The organism is Polynucleobacter sp. MWH-Jannik1A5 (assembly GCF_018881795.1).
Classification (GTDB): domain Bacteria; phylum Pseudomonadota; class Gammaproteobacteria; order Burkholderiales; family Burkholderiaceae; genus Polynucleobacter.
This window is the reverse complement of record NZ_JACVPQ010000002.1, coordinates 19,179-40,810: the sequence shown is the minus strand read 5'-3', so window position 1 is coordinate 40,810 and position 21,632 is coordinate 19,179. Positions and strand designations below refer to the sequence as shown.

At 45.3% G+C, this 21,632-nt stretch carries 21 protein-coding genes and 1 tRNA gene; 1 reads left to right on the top strand and 21 read right to left on the bottom strand.

Annotated elements, in window-relative coordinates; all coding sequences use genetic code 11:
• Positions 1-8: 8 nt before the first annotated feature.
• The 19 genes from ICN23_RS09575 to rpsO form a co-directional block, all read right to left on the bottom strand.
• On the bottom strand, positions 9-1,475 hold the full coding sequence (locus ICN23_RS09575) for an NADH-quinone oxidoreductase subunit M (RefSeq protein WP_216232025.1): 1,467 nt from the start codon (positions 1,473-1,475) through the stop codon (positions 9-11).
• Between the two features lie 24 nt (positions 1,476-1,499).
• A complete protein-coding gene (nuoL, locus tag ICN23_RS09570; protein ID WP_216232024.1) occupies positions 1,500-3,560 on the bottom strand; it encodes an NADH-quinone oxidoreductase subunit L in 2,061 nt (686 codons plus the stop codon).
• Positions 3,561-3,562: 2 nt separating this feature from the next.
• A complete protein-coding gene (gene nuoK / locus ICN23_RS09565) occupies positions 3,563-3,871 on the bottom strand; it encodes an NADH-quinone oxidoreductase subunit NuoK (RefSeq protein WP_215358970.1) in 309 nt (102 codons plus the stop codon).
• Entirely contained in the window at positions 3,868-4,515 is a 648-nt protein-coding gene (locus tag ICN23_RS09560) for an NADH-quinone oxidoreductase subunit J (RefSeq protein ID WP_216232023.1), read from the bottom strand. Before ICN23_RS09560 ends, nuoK begins: the two co-directional genes overlap by 4 nt.
• A gap of 21 nt (positions 4,516-4,536) precedes the next feature.
• Positions 4,537-5,028, bottom strand: a complete 492-nt coding sequence (gene nuoI, locus ICN23_RS09555) for an NADH-quinone oxidoreductase subunit NuoI (RefSeq protein ID WP_216232022.1) — start codon at positions 5,026-5,028, stop codon at positions 4,537-4,539.
• Positions 5,029-5,039: 11 nt separating this feature from the next.
• Positions 5,040-6,113: an NADH-quinone oxidoreductase subunit NuoH gene (gene nuoH / locus ICN23_RS09550; RefSeq protein WP_216232021.1), complete on the bottom strand. Its 1,074-nt coding sequence runs from the start codon at positions 6,111-6,113 to the stop codon at positions 5,040-5,042.
• Positions 6,114-6,121: 8 nt separating this feature from the next.
• Positions 6,122-8,437, bottom strand: a complete 2,316-nt coding sequence (gene nuoG, locus ICN23_RS09545) for an NADH-quinone oxidoreductase subunit NuoG (protein WP_216232020.1) — start codon at positions 8,435-8,437, stop codon at positions 6,122-6,124.
• A 32-nt stretch (positions 8,438-8,469) separates the two neighbouring features.
• The gene (nuoF, locus tag ICN23_RS09540; protein WP_216232019.1) at positions 8,470-9,768 is read right to left on the bottom strand and encodes an NADH-quinone oxidoreductase subunit NuoF; all 1,299 of its coding nucleotides are present in this window, start codon (positions 9,766-9,768) and stop codon (positions 8,470-8,472) included.
• Complete coding sequence (nuoE, locus tag ICN23_RS09535; RefSeq protein WP_216232018.1) at positions 9,765-10,271, bottom strand: NADH-quinone oxidoreductase subunit NuoE; 507 nt, start codon at positions 10,269-10,271, stop codon at positions 9,765-9,767. The genes nuoF and nuoE overlap by 4 nt, the downstream gene beginning before the upstream one ends.
• 22 nt (positions 10,272-10,293) lie before the next feature.
• The gene (locus tag ICN23_RS09530; RefSeq protein WP_215350019.1) at positions 10,294-11,547 is read right to left on the bottom strand and encodes an NADH-quinone oxidoreductase subunit D; all 1,254 of its coding nucleotides are present in this window, start codon (positions 11,545-11,547) and stop codon (positions 10,294-10,296) included.
• Between the two features lie 3 nt (positions 11,548-11,550).
• The gene (locus ICN23_RS09525; RefSeq protein ID WP_216232017.1) at positions 11,551-12,150 is read right to left on the bottom strand and encodes an NADH-quinone oxidoreductase subunit C; all 600 of its coding nucleotides are present in this window, start codon (positions 12,148-12,150) and stop codon (positions 11,551-11,553) included.
• A gap of 3 nt (positions 12,151-12,153) precedes the next feature.
• Entirely contained in the window at positions 12,154-12,636 is a 483-nt protein-coding gene (locus ICN23_RS09520) for an NADH-quinone oxidoreductase subunit B family protein (protein ID WP_011902891.1), read from the bottom strand.
• A 5-nt stretch (positions 12,637-12,641) separates the two neighbouring features.
• A complete protein-coding gene (locus tag ICN23_RS09515; RefSeq protein WP_012357790.1) occupies positions 12,642-13,001 on the bottom strand; it encodes an NADH-quinone oxidoreductase subunit A in 360 nt (119 codons plus the stop codon).
• 108 nt (positions 13,002-13,109) lie between these two features.
• Positions 13,110-13,194, bottom strand: a tRNA-Leu gene (locus tag ICN23_RS09510).
• Between the two features lie 86 nt (positions 13,195-13,280).
• Positions 13,281-13,625 (bottom strand): preprotein translocase subunit SecG, encoded by a 345-nt coding sequence (secG, locus tag ICN23_RS09505; protein ID WP_216232016.1) that lies wholly within the window; start codon positions 13,623-13,625, stop codon positions 13,281-13,283.
• Between the two features lie 22 nt (positions 13,626-13,647).
• Entirely contained in the window at positions 13,648-14,406 is a 759-nt protein-coding gene (tpiA, locus tag ICN23_RS09500; protein WP_216232015.1) for a triose-phosphate isomerase, read from the bottom strand.
• Between the two features lie 16 nt (positions 14,407-14,422).
• Positions 14,423-15,421, bottom strand: a complete 999-nt coding sequence (locus ICN23_RS09495; RefSeq protein ID WP_216232014.1) for an NAD(P)H-quinone oxidoreductase — start codon at positions 15,419-15,421, stop codon at positions 14,423-14,425.
• Between the two features lie 24 nt (positions 15,422-15,445).
• On the bottom strand, positions 15,446-17,614 hold the full coding sequence (pnp, locus tag ICN23_RS09490) for a polyribonucleotide nucleotidyltransferase (protein WP_216232013.1): 2,169 nt from the start codon (positions 17,612-17,614) through the stop codon (positions 15,446-15,448).
• A 267-nt stretch (positions 17,615-17,881) separates the two neighbouring features.
• Entirely contained in the window at positions 17,882-18,151 is a 270-nt protein-coding gene (gene rpsO, locus ICN23_RS09485) for a 30S ribosomal protein S15 (RefSeq protein ID WP_068323724.1), read from the bottom strand.
• 268 nt (positions 18,152-18,419) lie between these two features.
• Between rpsO and ICN23_RS09480 the strand changes: the two genes are divergently transcribed.
• Positions 18,420-18,962 (top strand): YSC84-related protein, encoded by a 543-nt coding sequence (locus tag ICN23_RS09480; protein ID WP_255532791.1) that lies wholly within the window; start codon positions 18,420-18,422, stop codon positions 18,960-18,962.
• Positions 18,963-18,975: 13 nt separating this feature from the next.
• Here the strand turns inward: ICN23_RS09480 and ICN23_RS09475 are convergent, their stop codons facing one another.
• Together ICN23_RS09475 and pssA are read right to left on the bottom strand one after the other, a co-directional pair.
• Positions 18,976-20,523 (bottom strand): 2-isopropylmalate synthase, encoded by a 1,548-nt coding sequence (locus tag ICN23_RS09475; protein WP_216232011.1) that lies wholly within the window; start codon positions 20,521-20,523, stop codon positions 18,976-18,978.
• Between the two features lie 225 nt (positions 20,524-20,748).
• The gene (gene pssA, locus ICN23_RS09470; RefSeq protein WP_216232010.1) at positions 20,749-21,612 is read right to left on the bottom strand and encodes a CDP-diacylglycerol--serine O-phosphatidyltransferase; all 864 of its coding nucleotides are present in this window, start codon (positions 21,610-21,612) and stop codon (positions 20,749-20,751) included.
• Positions 21,613-21,632: the final 20 nt, after the last annotated feature.

Below are 21,632 nucleotides of genomic sequence, written 5' to 3'. Positions count from 1 at the left end.
GTGCTTACTCAGAGTTTGCTAACAGCAACATGCTGTAGCAGATTAATCACAGCTGGATGAATAATGTCGGTAAATGGTTTTGGATAAACACCCATACCAATAACGCAGATAGATAGAACAGCCATCAAGAAATACTCACGACCGTTCAAGTCCTTTAACTCTTCAACATGGGCATTATTGATGGTGCCAAAAAATACCCGCTTCACCATCCATAAAGAATATGCAGCGCCTAATATCAAAGCAGTTGCCGCCAAGATACCAATCACAAAGTCGTAATCCACAGCAGCCAAAATCACCATAAACTCACCCACGAAACCAGAGGTCGCAGGTAAACCGCAGTTAGCCATTGCCATTAAAACTGCGAATGCAGTGAATGCTGGCATACGGTGTACAACGCCACCGTAATCAGCGATCTGACGAGTATGCATACGGTCATAGAGCACGCCAATGGACAGGAACATTGCTCCGGCAACAAAGCCATGAGAAATCATTTGCACAATGCCGCCCTCAATACCCAAAGGACTAAAGAGGAAGAAACCTAAGGTTACAAAACCCATATGCGCTACAGATGAATAAGCAACCAACTTTTTCATATCCTTCTGAACCAAAGCGACTGCGCCAACATAGATCACAGCAACTAAAGACAAGAAGATTACAAATGGACCTAAATATTGACTTGCGTCTGGCGCAATTGGTAATGAGAAACGCAGGAAACCATAAGCACCAAGTTTCAACATAATTGCAGCCAATACAACGGAGCCACCGGTAGGCGCCTCAACGTGCACATCTGGCAACCAAGTATGCAGTGGCCACATTGGCACCTTCACAGCAAATGCCATAAAGAAAGCGGCAAATAACAAGATTTGTTCAACGATATCTAAACGTGCATTTTGCCAGGCCAAGATATCAAACGTATTGGTTACGTTGTATAGGTAAAGCATGGCAATCAAAGTCAATAATGAGCCAAGCAATGTATACAAGAAGAACTTAAATGCAGCGTAAATACGATTATGACCACCCCACACACCAATAATGATGTACATCGGGATTAGCGTTGCTTCAAAGAAGACGTAGAACAGTAAAGCATCCAGCGCGCAAAAGACGCCAATCATTAATCCAGATAGGATCATGAAAGAAGCCATGTATTGAGATACCTTAGTCTCAATTACCTCCCAAGCTGCTATCACCACTATGACATTGATGAATGCTGTGAGAACAATGAACCAAACAGAAATACCGTCGATACCGAGGTAGTAATTGATGTCGTAACGTGGAATCCAGCTAATCTTTTCAACAAACTGCATACCAGGATTTGCAATATCAAATTGCAGAATCAAAGGCAAGGTCGCAATGAAGCCGAGTACAGCACCAATAAGGGCTAACCAGCGTACACCTGCAGTTGGCTTCTCAGACCCATAAAACAAAATGATGAGTCCAAAGACAATTGGGGTCCAGATGGCGTAAGAAAGAATCATAGTGGCTACTTAAGTAACAAAGGCCTAGCGAACAAAAGGCAGATAAGCGTACAAAACCCAAGCTAACAATACCGCTAGGCCCGCAATCATTGCGAAAGCATAGTGATACAGATAACCGGATTGCAAATGGCGAATAACTCCAGCAAAGCGCCCTACTGCATGCGCACTACCGTTAACAAAGAAACCATCGATAACCTTTTGGTCACCGCGATGCCATAGGAAGCCACCGATCCAAATGAGGCCCTTAGCAAATACAGCTTGGTTGATTTCATCGAGATAATATTTGTTATCAAACAATTTCTTGATTGGTGCAAATGTTTCAGCAACTTTGCCAGGCAATTTTGGTGCCCACAAGTACCCAATTGCGGCAGTTAATACGCCCAACACCACCAAGAGCAATACTGGAGAAGTGAACGCATGAATCGCCATAGCGATAGGGCCATGGAATTCATCTTCTAATTCTTTCATCACTGGATGACGCGCCAAATCAATAAAGATGGAATCGCCAAAGAATGTTCCGAACAACAATGGTGAGATTGTGTAAAAACCGATGATCACTGATGGAATAGCTAAGAGAATCAAAGGCAATGTCACCACAAACGGTGATTCATGTGGCTTTTGACCAGGAGCTAATCCGTGATGCGCGTGATCGTCACCCTGCTCTGCATGATCATGGTGATGGTCATGTGCGTGTGCATCATCATGACCCCAGCGAGCTTTACCGTGGAATACATAGAAATACAAACGGAATGAATACAAGGCGGTTACGAATACGCTCGCCATAACCGCAAAGTATGCAAATCCAGAACCAGGAATATGGCTTGCAGCTACCGCTTCAATAATCGAATCTTTAGAGTAGAAACCTGAGAAGAATGGCGTACCTACCAGCGCTAAGTTACCGAGCAACATCATGAGGCAAGTAATCGGCATGTATTTCCAGAGACCGCCCATCTTACGCATATCTTGTTCATGATGCATACCAAGAATCACGCTACCAGCAGCAAGGAATAATAAGGCCTTAAAGAAAGCATGTGTCATCAAGTGGAAGATAGCTACCGGGTAAGCAGAAACACCCAGAGCAACAGTCATATAACCCAATTGAGACAAAGTGGAATATGCAACTACGCGCTTAATATCATTTTGGACAATACCAAGGAAGCCCATAAAGAGTGCTGTGATGGATCCAATCACTAAGATGAAGCTCAATGCAGCATCAGATAATTCAAACAATGGAGACATACGTGACACCATGAAGATGCCAGCAGTAACCATCGTTGCAGCGTGAATCAACGCAGAAATTGGGGTTGGACCTTCCATCGAATCTGGCAACCAAACGTGCAATGGAAATTGAGCAGATTTACCCATCGCACCAATGAATAAGCAAATACACGCAACTGTCATCAAATTCCAGCCAGTACCTGGCAGCGTTTGCGCAGCCAATGCAGAGTTTTGAGCAAAGATGACGTCGTATTGCATCGAGCCAGTGCTGGCCAACAAAATACCGATACCAAGGATGAAGCCAAAGTCACCAACGCGGTTCACCAAGAAAGCCTTCATGTTGGCAAATACTGCAGATTGGCGCTCAAAGTAGAAGCCAATTAATAAATAGGAAACGACTCCCACTGCTTCCCAACCGAAAAAGAGTTGCAACAGGTTATTACTCATCACCAACATCAACATGGCAAAGGTAAATAAGGAAATATAGGAGAAGAAGCGGTTGTAACCCTCTTCACCATGCATATAGCCAATGGTATAAATGTGAACCATCAGCGACACAAAGGTTACTACGCACATCATCGTCGCAGTTAGAGGATCAATTAAAAAGCCGATATCTAAATTGAGCTCACCCAGTTGCATCCAGCGGTAAACGGTGCCATTGAAATAGAAACCGTCCATCACCTGCACCAAGACATTGCAGGACAAAACAAAAGCAATTGTGACGCCTAAGATGGTTACGAATTGACTTGCGCCATGTCCGATGCGATTGCCGCCTAATTTAGTACCAAAGAATCCGGCAATGATGGAGCCAATCAATGGCGCCAAAGGAATTGCGCAGAGTACGGGGATATTTAAGGTCAATTGCATGACTAGCCTTTAAGGTGGTCAAGATCTTCGGCATTAATGGTGTCAACCTTACGGAAGAGCACAACCAAGATTGCCAAGCCGATAGCCGCTTCAGCAGCTGCCACAGTCAAAATAAAGAATACGAATACTTGACCTGCCATATCTCCCAAGTAATGAGAGAAGGCAACAAAGTTCATATTGACCGCAAGAAGCATCAATTCGATTGCCATCAGCAATACGATCACATTCTTGCGGTTTAAGAAAATTCCAATAACGCTAGTTGCAAACAAAATTGCACTAAGCACTAAATAATGAGCGAGAGTGATAGTCATTTCTTCTCCCCTCTTGTATCTTGTTTTGCCGCCATATCAGAACCCATTTTCACCACACGCATACGATCTGCGGCAACTACGTTTACTTGCTCGTGAATATTCTGTGACTTAGAGTCTTTGCGATTACGCAGTGTCAACGCAACAGCAGCAATAATCGCCACCAATAAGATCACTCCAGCCACTTCAAATGCATAGACGTAATCAACGAAGATCAACACACCTAAAGCTTGAGTGTTATTCGCCATCATCTCTTCTGGCATTGGCTGCACTGGGACATTTGTACCGATGAAGCTGCGAATAATCACAATCGAAAGTTCTAAAACAATGACAGCACCCATTAAGAAAGCAACGGGTAGGAATTTTTTGAAATCACGACGCAGATGTTCTAAATCCAAATCGAGCATCATGACTACGAAAAGGAATAAAACCATTACGGCACCAACGTAAACCAAAATCAAAGCCAAACTCAAGAATTCGGCCTTGAGTAGCATCCATAAGCCAGAAGCACAGAAGAATGCCAATACTAAGAATAAAGCAGCATGGACTGGGTTACGGGCAGTAATCACACGCAAAGCAGATATGACTAGCAGGCCTGCAAAGCCGTAGAAGAAAACAGCAAACAAAGTAGATGGATCGAATGTCATATTTAGTTCAGCTCGATTCGATTAACGGTAAGGTGCATCAGCTGCACGGTTAGCGGCGATATCTTTTTCATACTTATCGCCAACAGCTAATAGCATGTCTTTAGTGAAGTACAAGTCACCACGCTTATCGCCAAAGTATTCAAAAATATTCGTCTCAACAATCGCATCTACTGGACACGCTTCTTCACAGAAGCCGCAGAAAATACACTTTGTTAAGTCAATGTCATAACGGCTGGTACGACGGGTACCGTCATCACGCTCAGCAGTTTCGATAGTGATTGCATATGCTGGGCATACGGCCTCACAGAGTTTGCAACCAATACAGCGCTCTTCACCATTCTCATAACGACGCAACGCATGCAAACCGCGGAAGCGACTGGATAAAGGCGTCTTCTCATCCGGATACTGAACAGTGATTTTTGGCTTGAAAAGATAGCGGCCTGTAATCGACATGCCCGTAAGGATGTCTTTGAGCATCAAGCTATAGAGGAATTGGGAAATTTTCTTAAACATGATCGATCAACTTATTTCCAAATATTCCATGGGGATACAACCCACGCGCCAATGACAACCACCCAGAACACGGAGATGGGAATAAAAATTTTCCAGCCTAAACGCATGATTTGGTCATAGCGATAACGTGGCAATGTTGCACGTAACCAGATCACACAAGACAAGAGGAAGAATGTCTTACCGAACAACCAGAAGAAGCCTGGAATATCACGCAAGATTGGTAAATCAACAATGGGCAACCAGCCACCAAGGAACATGATGGATGCAACAGCAGCGATCAAAATCATATTGGCATATTCAGCCAAGAAGAACATGGCAAATGACATGCCTGAGTACTCAACCATGTGACCGGCAACGATCTCAGACTCGCCCTCAACAACGTCAAATGGATGGCGGTTTGTTTCGGCAACGCCTGAAATAAAGTAAATCAAGAACATCGGCAGCAATGGGAGCCAATTCCAAGACAGGAAATTAAGACCCATATCCGCAAACAATCCTTGTTCTTGTGAGGCAACAATTGCGCTTAAATTTAAAGAGCCGGAAGTCAGCAACACAGTAACTAAAGCAAAGCCCATTGCAATTTCATAAGAAATCATCTGGGCAGATGCACGCATTGCTCCAAGGAATGGGTATTTAGAGTTAGAAGACCAGCCGGCCAAGATAACGCCATACACACCAATGGAAGAAATAGCCATGATGTACAAAAGACCAGCATTGACATCCGCTAACACCATCTTGGCTTGGAATGGAATCACGGCCCATGCAGCAAATGCCGGCATGATCACCATCACTGGCGCTATGAAATAAAGGACCTTGCTAGCTTGCGCTGGAGCAATGATTTCTTTTAGCAATAGCTTCAGTGCATCGGCAATCGGCTGCAATAAACCTAATGGGCCAACACGGTTTGGTCCAAGACGTATATGCATCCAGCCAATCAGCTTTCTTTCCCACAGTGTTAAGTAGGCTACGCAACCAAACATTGGCAATACGATAATGACGATGCGCACCAAAGCCCAAACCAATGGCCACAATGAACCAAAGATGGCTTCGCCTTGGGTGGTAACGAGGTTCAGGAAATTATCCATCTCTGACCTTATGCCTTACTAACAGTTACAGGGCCAAACATAGAACCCAATTTCGCACTAGCCATAGTTCCAGCAGAAATTCTGACGGCGCCTGGCGCTAAATTTACTTCTAAAGTTGCTGGCATATCCACTGACTGGTTAGCTTGAGTAACGCGCACAGCATCACCCTCTTTCAAACCCAATTCAGAGAATGTTTTTTGATTTAAGCCCACTTGATTGCCGCGTTTTGCATCGCGAGTTAGTTGCAATGCAGATGAACGACGAACAATTGGATCGCCAGCATAGATATTGACATCCGCCAAACGCTCAAGACCATTCAAAGGAGCTACATTTCCGTTAGCGATGGAAGTACTTATAGTCTTATTGCTTAAATGAGTGCAATAGTTTTCTGGCAATGCCTCTCCGAGAACTTCCTCAGGAAGATTAAATAGGAAACCATCGAGACCTAAAAGACCGCCAAGAACACGGATTACTTTCCATGCTGGACGTGAATCACCTAATGGCTTCACTGAAGGTTGAACGGTTTGCGCTCTACCTTCTAGGTTTACAAATGTAGAAACTGTTTCTGTGAATGCGGAGATTGGCAGAATGACATCAGCCACCTCTAGCAAATCTGAACTCTTGTATGCGCTCAATGCAATCACGGTATTTGCTTTAGCCAAAGCAGCGCGTGCCGCAGCAGGATTTGGTAAGTCCGCGTCAGGTTCGATATTCATCAAGATCACAGCACGACGATCGCCGGACAGGACAGATTCCACACCAACGCCGTTAGCATTAACTAAGGAAGCGCCTACTGCATTGCCGCCCTCAGGCAAGAAACCTAAAGTTGCGTTAGTTTGGTCAGCAATAAATTGGGCCAGCACATGCAAATCAGATGCATATTGATGAGCAATGGCAGCAGAGCCAAGGAGTACTGCTGCTGATTCACCAGAAATGAGACTGTCTGCAATTTTTTGTGCTGCAGGAGAAACTGTTAAGTTAGCCGTTCCAGCTGGTGCGCTAACTGATTTGGCTTTGGCGACCGCCTGTGCCACTTCACTTAATGTGCTTAACCAAGCGCTTGGAGCTGCAGCAATACCGCTACTTGGAATTAGCCAATCATCACCACCCGCATCAATACGAGCAACTTGTAAACCACGCTTGCTAGCGGTGCGAATACGAGCCGCCAATACTGGCTGATCCTTACGCAAGAAGCTACCAATAACCAAAACGCGATCTAATTCACTGACCTTTGCAATAGGCATACCGAGCCATGGTGCAGGTGCTGAAGACTTCACATCAGTTTGACGTAAACGAGTCTCAATTTGTTGAGAACCTAATCCGCGAACCATCTTCTGTAAGAGGTGCAATTCTTCTGCGCTAGAAATTGGGTGAGCCAAAGCGCCGATCGCTTCAGGGCCACTTTCAGCTGAGATAGTCTTTAATGAATGTGCAACGTAATCTAGTGCTGATTGCCAATCTGTTTCTAGCCACTGACCGCCCTGCTTCACCATTGGTGTTGTGACGCGGTCAGCGCTATTTAAACCTTCATAAGAGAAGCGATCGCGATCGCTAATCCAGCACTCATTAATTGATTCATTTTCTAAAGCAACAACGCGCATCACTTTATTGGCTTTAGTTTGAACGGTAGTGTTTGCGCCTAAGCTGTCGTGCGGACTTACAGAACGCTTGCGACCTAATTCCCAGGTACGGGCAGCGTAGCGGAATGGCTTGCTGGTTAACGCGCCTACTGGGCATAAGTCAATCATGTTTCCAGAAAGCTCTGAATCCACTGTCTGACCTACGAAAGTAGTAATTTCTGAATGCTCACCACGGTTGACCATTCCTAATTCCATCACGCCAGCCACTTCTTGACCGAAACGAACGCAACGCGTGCAGTGAATGCAACGTGTCATCTCCTGCATAGAAATTAATGGGCCAACATTCTTATGGAAAACAACGCGCTTTTCTTCATCGTAGCGAGAATTGGATTTACCATAGCCTACAGCCAAATCTTGTAACTGGCACTCACCACCTTGGTCGCAAATTGGGCAATCCAATGGGTGGTTAATGAGCAAGAATTCCATTACAGAGCGCTGCGCTTCTACAGCTTTAGCAGAATGCGTAAATACCTTCATGCCTTGAGTAACTGGCGTTGCACAAGCTGGCAATGGTTTTGGTGCCTTTTCAACTTCAACTAAGCACATACGGCAGTTAGCAGCAATTGATAATTTCTTGTGATAGCAGAAGTGAGGAACATAAGTGCCGAGCTTATTCGCGGCGTGCATCACCATCGAACCTTGCGGAACTTCTACGGCCTTACCATCTAATTCGATTTCTACCATGCTCACTTTTAGATATCCCGTGCTCTAAATCTTTATAAAGGTTTCGCAGAATCTAAGCAGCGCTTATGCTCTACGTGATACGCAAATTCATCCATGTAATGCTTCAACATGCCGCGAACCGGCATCGCCGCTGCGTCACCTAAAGCGCAAATCGTACGACCCTGAATATTGGCCGCTACGTCATTGAGCAAATCCAAATCCTCTGGACGCCCTTCTCCATGCTCAATACGGTGAACAATGCGCCATAACCAACCGGTACCCTCACGGCATGGGGTGCACTGACCACATGACTCTTCGTGATAGAAGTAAGACAAACGCTCCAATGCACGAACCATGCAACGGGTTTCATTCATCACAATGACGGCACCAGAACCCAACATCGAACCAGCTTTAGCAATGCTGTCGTAGTCCATTGTGAGTTCCATCATTTGTGCGCCAGGCACAACAGGCGAAGATGAACCACCTGGGATAACCGCTTTTAATGCCTTACCATCGCGCATACCACCAGCAAGCTTCAATAAATCAGCAAATGGTGTGCCTAAAGGAATCTCATAGTTACCTGGGTGTACTACATCCCCAGAGATAGAGAAGATTTTTGTTCCACCGTTATTTGGCTTACCAAGATCCAAATAAGCCTGACCACCAATTGCCAAAATGAATGGCACAGCAGCAAATGTTTCGGTGTTGTTAATTGTCGTAGGTTTGCCATACAAACCAAAACTAGCAGGGAAAGGAGGTTTGAAGCGAGGCTGACCTTTCTTGCCCTCTAATGACTCAAGCAGAGCAGTTTCTTCACCACAAATATAAGCACCCCAACCTGGAGAGGCATGTAATTGGAATGAAAAATCACTGCCTAAAATTTTGTCGCCTAAATAACCTGCAGCGCGTGCTTCTTCCAAAGCTTCTTCAAAGCGTGAATACACCTCCCAGATTTCGCCATGGATATAGTTATAGCCAGTTGTAATACCCATGGTGTACGCACCAATAATCATGCCTTCAATCAAAGCATGCGGGTTGTAGCGCATGATGTCGCGGTCTTTAAAAGTACCAGGCTCGCCTTCGTCGCTATTACAAACTAAATATTTTTGTCCTGGGAATTGACGTGGCATAAAGCTCCACTTCAAACCAGTCGGGAAGCCTGCACCGCCACGTCCACGCAATGATGAAGCTTTTAATTCAGCGATGATGGCATCAGGCGCAACTTTATCGTTGATTAAACGACGTAATTGCTGATAACCGCCACGGCTTTCGTAATCTTTTAAACGCCAGTTATCACCATTTAATCCGGCAAGAATCAAAGGCTTGATATGACGATCGTGCAAGCTGGTCATGCTGCTTTCCCTTCTGCACGCAATTCATTTAACAATGCATCAATCTTTTCTTTACTCATGAAGCTGCACATACGTTTGTCATTCACGAGCATGACTGGTGAATCACCACATGCACCCATGCACTCGCCCTCTTTCAAGGTAAAGGTTCCGCATGGAGTGGTTTCGTTATAGCCGATACCGAGTGTTTCTTTGAGGTATGTCGCTGCTGTTTCACCGTGTGTTAGTTGGCAAGGCAAATTTGTGCAAATCACTAATTTGTATTTACCAATCTTTTTAGTGTTGTACATGTTGTAGAAAGTCGCCACTTCATCAACTGCAATGCTTGGCATCTCTAGAATTTGTGCAACAGTCTCGATCACTTCGGGCGAAACCCAACCCACTTCAGTTTGGGCAGCAATCAAACAAGCCATCACAGCAGATTGTTTGTGCTCTGGCGGATACTTGGCGATATTGCGACGAATATCAGCCATTGTTTTATCGGATAGTTGAAGAGTTGTAGTCATTAAATAATCCTTGGCACGCTTATTAGCGGTCAATCTCCCCGAACACGATATCTTGGGTACCGATGATGGTTACCGCATCAGCCAGCATGTGGCCACGTGACATCTCATCCATTGCAGATAAATGCACGAAACCTGGTGCACGAATCTTCATGCGGTATGGTTTATTGGCGCCATCTGAAATCAAGTAAATACCAAACTCACCTTTTGGATGCTCAACAGCAGAGTAAGCCTCGCCATCAGGAACGTGGATACCTTCAGTAAAGAGTTTGAAATGGTGAATCAATTCTTCCATATTGGTTTTCATATCCACACGCTTTGGTGGAGAAACCTTATGGTTATCGCTCATGACAGGACCTGGATTTGCTTTTAACCAAGCTACGCACTGTTTGATGATGCGATTGGATTGACGCATTTCTTCCATACGCACCAAATAACGATCATAAGAATCGCCATTCACGCCCACTGGAATATCAAAGTCGAGGCGATCATACACTTCATACGGTTGCTTTTTACGCAAATCCCACTCGATACCAGAGCCGCGCAACATTGGGCCAGTAAAGCCCAATTGCAATGCACGCTCAGGCGTTACGATACCGATGTTCACTAAGCGTTGCTTCCAAATACGGTTATCTGTAAGGAGGTTGCAATACTCATCAACATTAGCATCAAAGCCATTGGTAAATTGCTCAATGAAATCTAATAATGTGCCACTGCGGTTTTCATTCAAGCGCTTGACAGCGGAAGCGCTACGAATCTTAGATTTATCGTATTGAGCCATTTGATCTGGCAGATCACGATAGACTCCACCCGGACGGTAGTAAGCCGCGTGCATACGCGCACCAGAAACTGCTTCGTACATGTCAAAGATATCTTCACGATCACGGAAGGCATAAAGGAATACCGCCATCGCGCCAACATCTAGACCATGACAGCCAATCCAGAGCAAGTGATTCAATAAACGGGTTAACTCGTCATACATCACACGGATGTACTGAGCACGCAAAGGAACATCTACCTGCAATAACTTTTCAATGGCCATGACATAGGCATGCTCATTGGACATCATCGAAACATAATCCAAGCGATCCATGTAAGGAACGTTTTGAATCCAAGTGCGCGTCTCAGCTAATTTTTCCGTAGCGCGATGCAATAAGCCAATATGAGGATCGGCGCGCTGGATCACTTCACCGTCAAGCTCAAGCACTAAACGTAAAACGCCGTGTGCAGCCGGATGTTGAGGACCGAAATTGAGTGTGTAGTTCTTAATTTGTGCCATGACTTAAACCGGACCTCCGTACTGCTCTTCACGAACAATGCGTGGAGTAATTTCGCGAGCCTCAATCGTTACCGGCTGGTAAACAACACGCTTTAACTCTGGGTCATAGCGCATTTCAACATTGCCGCTGATTGGGAAATCTTTTCTAAATGGATGACCAATAAATCCGTAGTCAGTCAAAATGCGACGTAAATCGTCATGACCATCAAACAAGATGCCGTAGAGGTCAAATGCTTCACGTTCAAACCAGTTTGCAGAACTCCATACCGGAGTAATTGATGCGACCAATGGATAGCTATCGTCTGGCGCAAATACGCGTACACGCAAACGCCAGTTATGCGCCAAAGACAATAAATGACTTACTACGCCAAAACGTTGACCAGACCAGGCTCCATCACGAAAGTCTTGATAATCCACGCCACACAAGTCAATCAATTGCTCAAAAGCAAGTGATGGGTCATCGCGCAATAACATGGCAGATTCAAAATAAGTATCTGCATTCACGACTACAGTGACTTCACCCAGAGCGATTTCAATAGACTGAATGCGCTTACCTAAAACTTTATCTAAATTAGCGGCTAATTGATTTAAACGATCTGACATGATTTAAGCCTTCCGCGCGATCGTGCTGGTTCGTGCGATCTTGGATTGCAACTGAATAATTCCGTAGATCAGCGCTTCTGCAGTTGGAGGGCAACCAGGAACATAAATATCCACCGGCACAATGCGGTCGCATCCGCGAACCACTGAATAGGAGTTATGGTAGTAACCACCACCATTGGCACAAGAACCCATTGAGATTACCCAACGTGGTTCAGGCATTTGATCGTAGACCTTACGCAAAGCTGGAGCCATCTTGTTGCATAAAGTACCAGCCACAATCATCAAGTCAGACTGACGTGGAGATGGGCGGAACACCACGCCAAAACGGTCTAAGTCATAACGGGATGCGCCAGCATGCATCATCTCAACTGCGCAGCAGGCCAGACCGAAAGTCATTGGCCATAAGGAGCCATTACGTGTCCAGTTAATCAACTGGTCAGCTGTAGTGGTAACAAAACCTTCTTTGAGAACGCCTTCTAATGCCATATCTATCACTCCCAGTCGAGAGCGCCCTTTTTCCAGATATATACAAATCCCACAATGAATTCCAATAAGAAAATCACCATAGAGGCGTAGCCAAGCCATCCAATATCACGTAGAGCTACACCCCATGGGAATAGGAATGCGGTTTCTAAGTCAAACAGGATAAAGAGAATGGCAATTAAGTAGTAACGCACGTCAAACTTCATACGCGCATCTTCGAAAGCTTCGAAACCACACTCATATGGAGATAGTTTTTCAGCATCAGGCTTCGAAGGAGCCAAAATTTTTCCGAGGAACATGGGGACTAAACCCACCCCAATACCTACGAGGATGAAAAGCAGAACAGGAAAGTAATTAGCGAGATTCAAAATAGCCCTGATTCGTTTATCTAGTAAATCCTAAAAGCAGCAAATTATTAATTATTCCACTACATAAAGAGTTGATTTAGAGCAAAAACCCTTATCAATACTTGTTTTTGGTGCCGACGGCGAGACTCGAACTCGCACAGCCTAAGCCACTACCCCCTCAAGATAGCGTGTCTACCAATTTCACCACGTCGGCATCTTGCAAAACCCATCAATTCTACTGCATTGCACCACTGCACTACCCCATTTTTGGGGCATTTAAATACGTAAAAACCTACTTTTTTACTTAGGAACTGCTGGCTTACTTGGGTCTTGAACTGGAGCAACAGGAGCAGCTGGAGCCACTACTGGGGCTACCGTTCCAGAAAGCACACCAGGACTCACTTCTTTCTTATTACCAATCCAGGTAATACCCAGGGTGCTGATAAAGAAAACAGCAGCAAAAATAGCTGTCGCATGAGAAAGGAAGTTGGCTGAGCCACTAGCGCCAAAGAGGCTGCCAGAAGAGCCAGAACCAAAGGCTGCACCCATATCGGCGCCTTTGCCCTGCTGCAACAGAACCAAGAGAATCACAGCCAACGCTGAGATTACCTGCAATACGATCAATAAAGTCTTAAACCATTCCACAGCTTATCTCCAAATAAAAAATCTATGCCTGACAGATGGCTAGAAAGTCTTGAGGATTCAGTGAAGCACCCCCAACCAATCCACCATCAATATCCGGCATGGCAAACAATTCAACGGCATTGTCAGGTTTGACACTGCCGCCATACAAAATTCCTACATGCGAAGCGACGTCCTCATTAAATTCAGCTAACTGCTGACGAATGGCGCGATGCATATCCTGCGCCACCTGAGCGCTAGCAACCTTACCGGTACCAATCGCCCAAACTGGCTCATAGGCAATCAGGCAGTCGGCAAGTCGATCTTGAAGAACGCTAACCTGCTTGGCAACTTGTGAGCAAACAATCTCTTCTGCTCGACCAGAATTTCTTTCATCAGCCGTCTCACCAACACAAATGACCGGGGTCATGCCGTTATCTAAAACCTGAAGAGCTTTAGCAGCTACAAGCTCATCAACCTCATGATGCATTTGACGACGTTCTGAGTGACCAACAATGACGTAAGTACAACCTACTTCTTTGAGCATTGATGCCGCTACCTCACCGGTATAAGCGCCGGACCCAAAAGCTGAGGCATCTTGTGCCCCTAAGCTTAAAAAGGCCATTGAATGCGCTTTGATTAGCTCAGCACATTGCGGCAAATATGGAAATGGGGGACATACAGCATATCTACGACCTGATGGCATTCCACTCTCCATGCCACGAGCAACGGTCTTGATCCAGTCTTGATTGCTTGCAAGACTGCCATTCATTTTCCAATTACCGATAACGATGAGTGGTCGCATAGAGGTGATGAAATTTCTAGACAGTTAAAACGATTTTGCCAACGTGCTCAGACGACTCCATTAATGCATGAGCATCGGCAGCCTGATCTAGCGTAAATGTCTTATAAATAACTGGTTTGAGTTTGCCCGCATTCAGCAAAGGCCAAACATTTTCAAAGAGCTGCTTGGTAATTTGCTTCTTAAAAGAAACGGGACGCGGACGCAATGTTGAACCAGTAATAGTCAAGCGTCGGCGCAAAATCTGATTCGTACTCACTTCAGCTTTAGAGCCACCCTGGATGGCAATGATCACGATGCGGCCATCATCAGCCAGGCAATCGATTTCTTTTTGCACGTAAGCGCCGGTAACCATATCCAGAATGACGTTTACACCCTTGCCATCTGTAGCTTTTTTGACTTCCTCAACAAAGTCTTTTGTCTTGTAATTGATGGCAAGATCAGCACCTAAAGCCACGCAAGCAGCACACTTTTCATCAGTACCGGCCGTTACAAATACTTTGTGCCCCAATGCTTTTGCAATCAAGATCGCAGTAACACCAATGCCGCTAGAGCCGCCTTGAACCAGCAAAGTTTCGCCTTCAGCTAATTCACCACGCATGAAGACATTGCTCCAAACGGTGTAGAACGTTTCAGGTAAAGCTGCTGCCTCTTGGTCGCTGAAGACCTTTGGATATGGCAAGCATTGGGCAATTGGTGCGGTACACAACTCTGCGTAACCACCGCCTTGCACTAGTGCGCAAACTTTGTCACCCAGCTTTAATCCAAATACATTGTCAGAGTGAGATAAATCACCGCCGACAATCTCACCTGCAACTTCAAGACCGGGAATATCAGATGCACCTGCTGGAACTGGGTAATGCCCTTTGCGTTGTAAAACGTCTGGACGATTGATTCCAGCAGCTAAAACTTTGATCAAAATTTCACCTGTTCCAGCAGCCGGAGCTACTGGATCAGGGCGATTGGTTGGCACCAACATTTCTGGCGCACCAAATTCTTTGATTTCAATTACGCGCATAGATATTCCTACTAGCTAATGTAATTAAGCAGACTCGCCAGATGCAGGAGCAACTTCAGCCACTGCTTCAGTTGCGCCAGCTAAAGGAGCAATCGTGCCACCTTCATCAGCCATCGCAGCTTTCAATGACAAACGTAAACGGCCACGCTCATCAGCAGCCAATAATTTCACGCGAACAATTTGACCTTCAGCCAAATAGTCCTTCACTTCTTTTACGCGCTCATTTGAGATTTCAGAGATGTGCAAGAGGCCGTCTTTGCCTGGAAGAATATTGACCAAAGCACCGAATTCAAGCAATTTCACAACTGGACCTTCGTAGATCTTGCCTACTTCGGCTTCAGCAGTAATGCCTTCAATACGTGCTTTTGCTTCTGCCATGCCTTCAGCAGATGTAGAAGCAATCGTTACAGTGCCGTCATCTTTAATGTCGATGCTGCAACCAGTTTCTTTAGTCAACGCTTGAATTGTTGCGCCGCCTTTACCGATTACTTCACGAATCTTGTCTGGATGAATCTTGAAAGAAACCATACGTGGAGCATGTGCGGATAATTCTGTACGAACTGAACCCATCGCTTCTTGCATTTTGCTCAAGATGTGCAAGCGACCTTCTTTAGCTTGCGCCAAAGCTACTTGCATAATTTCTTTAGTGATACCTTGTACTTTGATGTCCATCTGCAAAGCAGTAATACCATTCGCTGTACCAGCAACTTTAAAGTCCATATCACCTAAGTGATCTTCGTCACCCAAGATGTCTGTCAACACAGCAAAACGATTGCCATCAAGGATCAAGCCCATTGCTACGCCAGCAACGTGCGCTTTAACTGGAACACCAGCGTCCATCATTGCCAGGCAGCCGCCGCAAACAGAAGCCATTGAAGATGAGCCATTGGACTCGGTAATCTCTGAAACCACACGAATGCTATACGCAAAATCTTCTGCGCTTGGCAATACTGGAATCAATGCGCGTTTAGCTAAACGGCCGTGACCGATTTCACGACGCTTTGGGCTGCCTACACGGCCTGTTTCACCAGTAGCAAACGGAGGCATGTTGTAGTGGAACATAAAACGATCGCGATACTCACCCTCGAGCGCATCAATAATTTGTTCGTCACGTGCAGTGCCCAATGTTGCAACAACCAACGCTTGAGTTTCACCACGAGTAAACAAAGCAGAACCGTGTGTGCGTGGCAATACGCCGTTACGAATTTCAATCGGACGCACTGTACGTGTGTCACGACCATCAATACGTGGCTCACCATTCAAAATCTGGCTACGAACAATCTTTGCCTCGATTTCAAACATGATGTCGCTTACAGCAACAGCATCAACATCGCCTTCTTCAGACAATTTAGCCATTACTTCTTTAGAAATTTCCTTGAGCTTGTCTGAACGAGCGCCTTTTTGACGAATCTGATAAGCCTCACGCAATGGCGCTTCAGCCAATGCGGTTACCTTAGCGATGAATAGCTCATCTTTAGGGGCTGCAGTCCAATCCCACTCAGGTTTGCCAGCTTCACGAACTAAATCATTAATAGCGTTGATCGCTGTTTGCATTTGGTCATGACCGTATACAACTGCGCCCAACATCACTTCTTCAGACAATTGATTTGCTTCAGACTCAACCATCAATACGGCAGCCTGTGTACCAGCAACAATTAAATCGAGTTCACTGGTAGCTTGTTCTGTACGAGTTGGGTTCAAGAGGTATTGGCCATTTGCATAACCAACGCGTGCTGCGCCAACTGGACCGGCAAATGGGATGCCTGAAACAGCTAAGGCTGCAGATGCAGCGATCAAAGCAGGAATATCAGCAGGAACGTCTGGGTTGATAGACAACACGTGCACCACAACCTGAACTTCGTTCAAAAAACCTTCAGGGAATAAAGGACGCAATGGGCGGTCAATCAAACGGGAGATCAACGTCTCGCCTTCAGATGGACGACCTTCGCGGCGGAAGAAGCCGCCAGGGATCTTGCCTGCTGCGTAAGTTTTTTCTAGGTAATCAACAGTCAATGGGAAAAAAGACTGGCCTGGCTTTGCAGACTTAGAGGCAACAACTGTACCCATCACTACTGTGTCATCTACGTTAACGATAACGGCACCACCGGATTGACGAGCGATCTCGCCTGTCTCCATAGTGACTTGATGATTGCCCCATTGAAAACTTTTAACTGCTTTTTTAAACATAGTCATTCTGATCTTCTCCAAATTGTTCACGCAAAACTCACATGAGCATTGCGCTTGTCGTGGGATAAAGCAGTGTCACGACAACACTGGAGCGATTTAAGATCACAAGGGATGCCATTCCAGGGAGGCTCTGAATCATATTCAGAAGCTCATTGGAATGACACAATCCCCTACACAAATAATCTTGAAACGCCCAAAAAACATGCCATCTGCTTAAGACTGATTCTGTGAAGAAACAACCCTAAGAAAGATGGCATTGCATACCGATAAGAATTACTTACGGAGACCTAATTTCTCAATCAATGCGCGATAGCGATCCAAATCTTTGCCTTTGAGGTAATCCAAGAGGCGACGGCGACGTGAAACCATCTTCAACAAACCACGACGGCTGTGATGATCTTTAGCGTTAGCCTTGAAATGGGGGGTTAATTCATTGATGCGGGCTGTAAGCAATGAAACTTGAACTTCAGGGCTACCCGTATCGTTTGCGCTGCGCGCGTTTTCTTTGACGATTTCCGCCGTTTTAATATCAGCAACTGCCATTTTTAATACTCCTAACTTGCGAACACGTGAGCTTTCACCCAATATGTGTCGTGCGTATTTAACAAAATAAAACAAAAAAGCTTTACAAATCAAAGCCCTCGAATTGTAGCAGACAGCAGCCCAAAAGAAGGAATTGCCCCACAGATATTGTTATTCTCTAGGGGTACATGAATCTTCTAATTATAAAAATATCTATATTAATCAATAACTTACAAAAATGATCTCTATTTTCCGCGCTTTCAGCCCCCTCCTTTTCCTAGCTTTTTGCATGAACACCCCTGTTTTTGCACAGTTTTCAAACCCCTTTGCTTCAGACAAGACGGTTGCCCAGCAACAACAGGACATTTTGACTAAGAACGAACAAACCCTAAAGCGGCTGTATTCCGTTGAGCCAAAAGCTAAAGAGTTAATCGAGAAATCTGCTGGATACGCGACGTTTAGTAATTTTGGAATGAAAATTTTGATTGCCGGCGGTGGCACGGGCAGCGGCGTAGTCATCAGCAAAGATAAAAAGCCGGTTTATATGAATATGGCTGAGGTCCAAGCAGGACTGGGCCTCGGCATCAAGTCCTTTCAGAACATTTTTGTTTTTCAAAATGATGCAGCCATGAATGAATTCGTGAATTCAGGCTGGACTTTTGGCGGTCAAGTAACTGCTGCTGCCAAGTATGAAAAAGATGGTGGTGCTTATCAGGATGCAACGGTTGTTGCGCCTGGGGTCTTAATGTATCAACTCACTGACTCCGGCCTTGCCGCTGAAATCACCGGCAAGGGCACGAAGTACTATAAAAATACTGACCTAAATAAGTAATTGATGATGACGCTTATGGCGTCATCTGCGCATTGAGCTTCGCCTGACTTGGATCATGCAATTTATTCAAAGCTGATAAATAGGCTTTCGCAGAAGCGGCAATGATGTCAGGGTCAGTGCCAACACCATTCACAATACGGCCACCTTTTGCCAAACGCACAGTCACCTCACCTTGCGATTGAGTTCCTGAAGTAATTGCATTAACTGAGTAGAGTAATTGCTCTGCGCCACTCTTAGCTACACCTTCAATGGCATTCAAACTGGCGTCAACTGGTCCATTACCTTCCGCTTCCGAGCTAATCTCTTTGTCACCCATGCGAAAAGTCACGCGTGACTTAGGACGTTCACCAGTTTCAGAGTGTTGACTCAATGAAATAAATTTGTAATGCTCGCCCTCTTCTGCCGCAGCAGAATCAGACATAATGGCAATAATATCTTCGTCAAAAATCTCTGACTTCTGATCCGCCAATGATTTAAAACGAGTAAATGCTTCGTTCAAATCAGCTTCAGCTTCAACCGTAATACCCAATTCTTGTAAGCGTTGCTTAAAGGCATTGCGGCCCGACAATTTACCCAAAACAATTTTATTTGCAGACCAACCCACATCTTCTGCACGCATAATTTCATAGGTATCGCGGTTTTTTAAGATGCCATCCTGATGGATGCCTGAAGTATGTGCAAAAGCATTTGCACCAACCACCGCCTTATTAGGCTGCACAACAAAGCCGGTAATTTGAGAAACCAATTTAGATGCCGGGACAATTTGAGTAGCATCAATACCGCAAACCATATCAAAATAGTCTTTACGAGTACGCAATGACATCACAATTTCTTCTAATGCAGTATTGCCTGCACGTTCACCCAAGCCGTTAATCGTGCACTCGATTTGACGAGCTCCACCAATCTTGACGCCAGCCAAAGAGTTAGCCACCGCCATACCTAAGTCGTTATGGCAATGCACAGACCACACTGCTTTATCTGAGTTTGGCACTCGAGTACGCAAGGTCTTAATAAACTCTCCATACAACTCAGGAGTTGCGTAACCTACGGTATCCGGAATATTGATTGTTGATGCGCCTTCATTAATGACCGCCTCAACTACTCTGCATAAGAAATCCATTTCTGAACGATAGCCATCCTCAGCAGAGAATTCAATATCGGAAGCCAAATTACGTGCAAAACGAATAGAACGTTTCGCTTGCTCCAATACCTCTTCTGGAGACATGCGCAACTTCACAGCCATATGCAGAGGGCTGGTTGCCAAGAATGCATGAATTCGTTTGGCATTGGCGGCATGCAATGCGTCAGCGGCACGGGTGATGTCCTTATCATTTGCTCTTGCTAAAGAACACACAATAGAGTCCTTAACTGCAGCAGCAACAGCAGATATCGCCTGGAAATCACCTTCAGAGCTTGCTGCAAAGCCAGCCTCGATTACATCAACCTTTAGACGCTCTAACTGACGGGCAATCCGCACTTTTTCGTCTTTAGTCATTGATGCGCCAGGTGACTGTTCGCCATCACGCAAGGTGGTATCAAAAATGATTACTTTGTCGCTCATTACTACTCTCCGGTTTTAAATACTTCTGAACTCATGAATTCAATCTTAGAAAACAAAAACCCCAGCAATTTGCTGGGGCTGGTATGTGTTGGCTAATGAATTTCTTTTATCTCATTAACTCAGGCCTTACCCGCCCCAAGCTTTAGGCTTAGTGCTAGCAGAAGAAGGCTAGATAAAAGTGAGAAATTCGTAGTCATGGAATTACTATACCCCAAAATGATGGAATTAGCTAAAACGCTTTCCACTGAGTCGTTCCCAGGCCCAAATCACATAGCCGGATATGGAATACACCACAAACAAACCAAATAGGGTCAATGGCGGGTTAGATGAGATCAGAACAAAGGTCAAAATCATTAAAACCATCACGCCAAAGGGCACGCGGTAGCGAACGTCTAAGGCTTTGCCACTATAAAAACGGGCATTGGAAACCATCGTTAAACCGGCATAGACCGCAATAAAGAAAGTTACCCAAGGAATCGCAGTGTCACGCACCGGAATCTTGTTGTCATCAGCCAACCAGATAAAGCCAGCCATTAAAGCCCCAGCTGCTGGGCTTGGCAAACCTTGGAAAAACTTCTTATCCACGACGCCTGTGTTCACATTAAAACGCGCTAAACGCAAAGCAGCGCCAGCGCAGTATGTAAATGCAGCCAACCAGCCCCATTTACCCAAATCTTTTAAGGCCCACTCATATGCGACCAATGCAGGTGCAACACCAAAGGAAACCATATCTGCCAAAGAGTCGTACTGCTCGCCAAAAGCACTCTGAGTATTAGTCATACGCGCTACACGGCCATCCATGCCATCCAAGACTAAAGATGCAAAGATCGCGATTGCCGCCATCTCAAATTGATGGTTCATCGCATTCACAATGGCAAAGAAACCGCAAAACAAAGCTGCGGTGGTGAATGCGTTTGGTAGGAGGTAAATCCCCTTGCTGCGTAAGCGGGGCTTTTGAGGGTGCAACTCTTCTACTTCGTAATCAATTCCATCACCCAACTCCTCTGCCCATTCCTCGTTGGAAATGGGTGTATGTTTATGGGAGAGACGGCTACGGTCTATACGACCACGACGGCGAAATGTTGTCAAAAAATATCCTAGTGAATAAT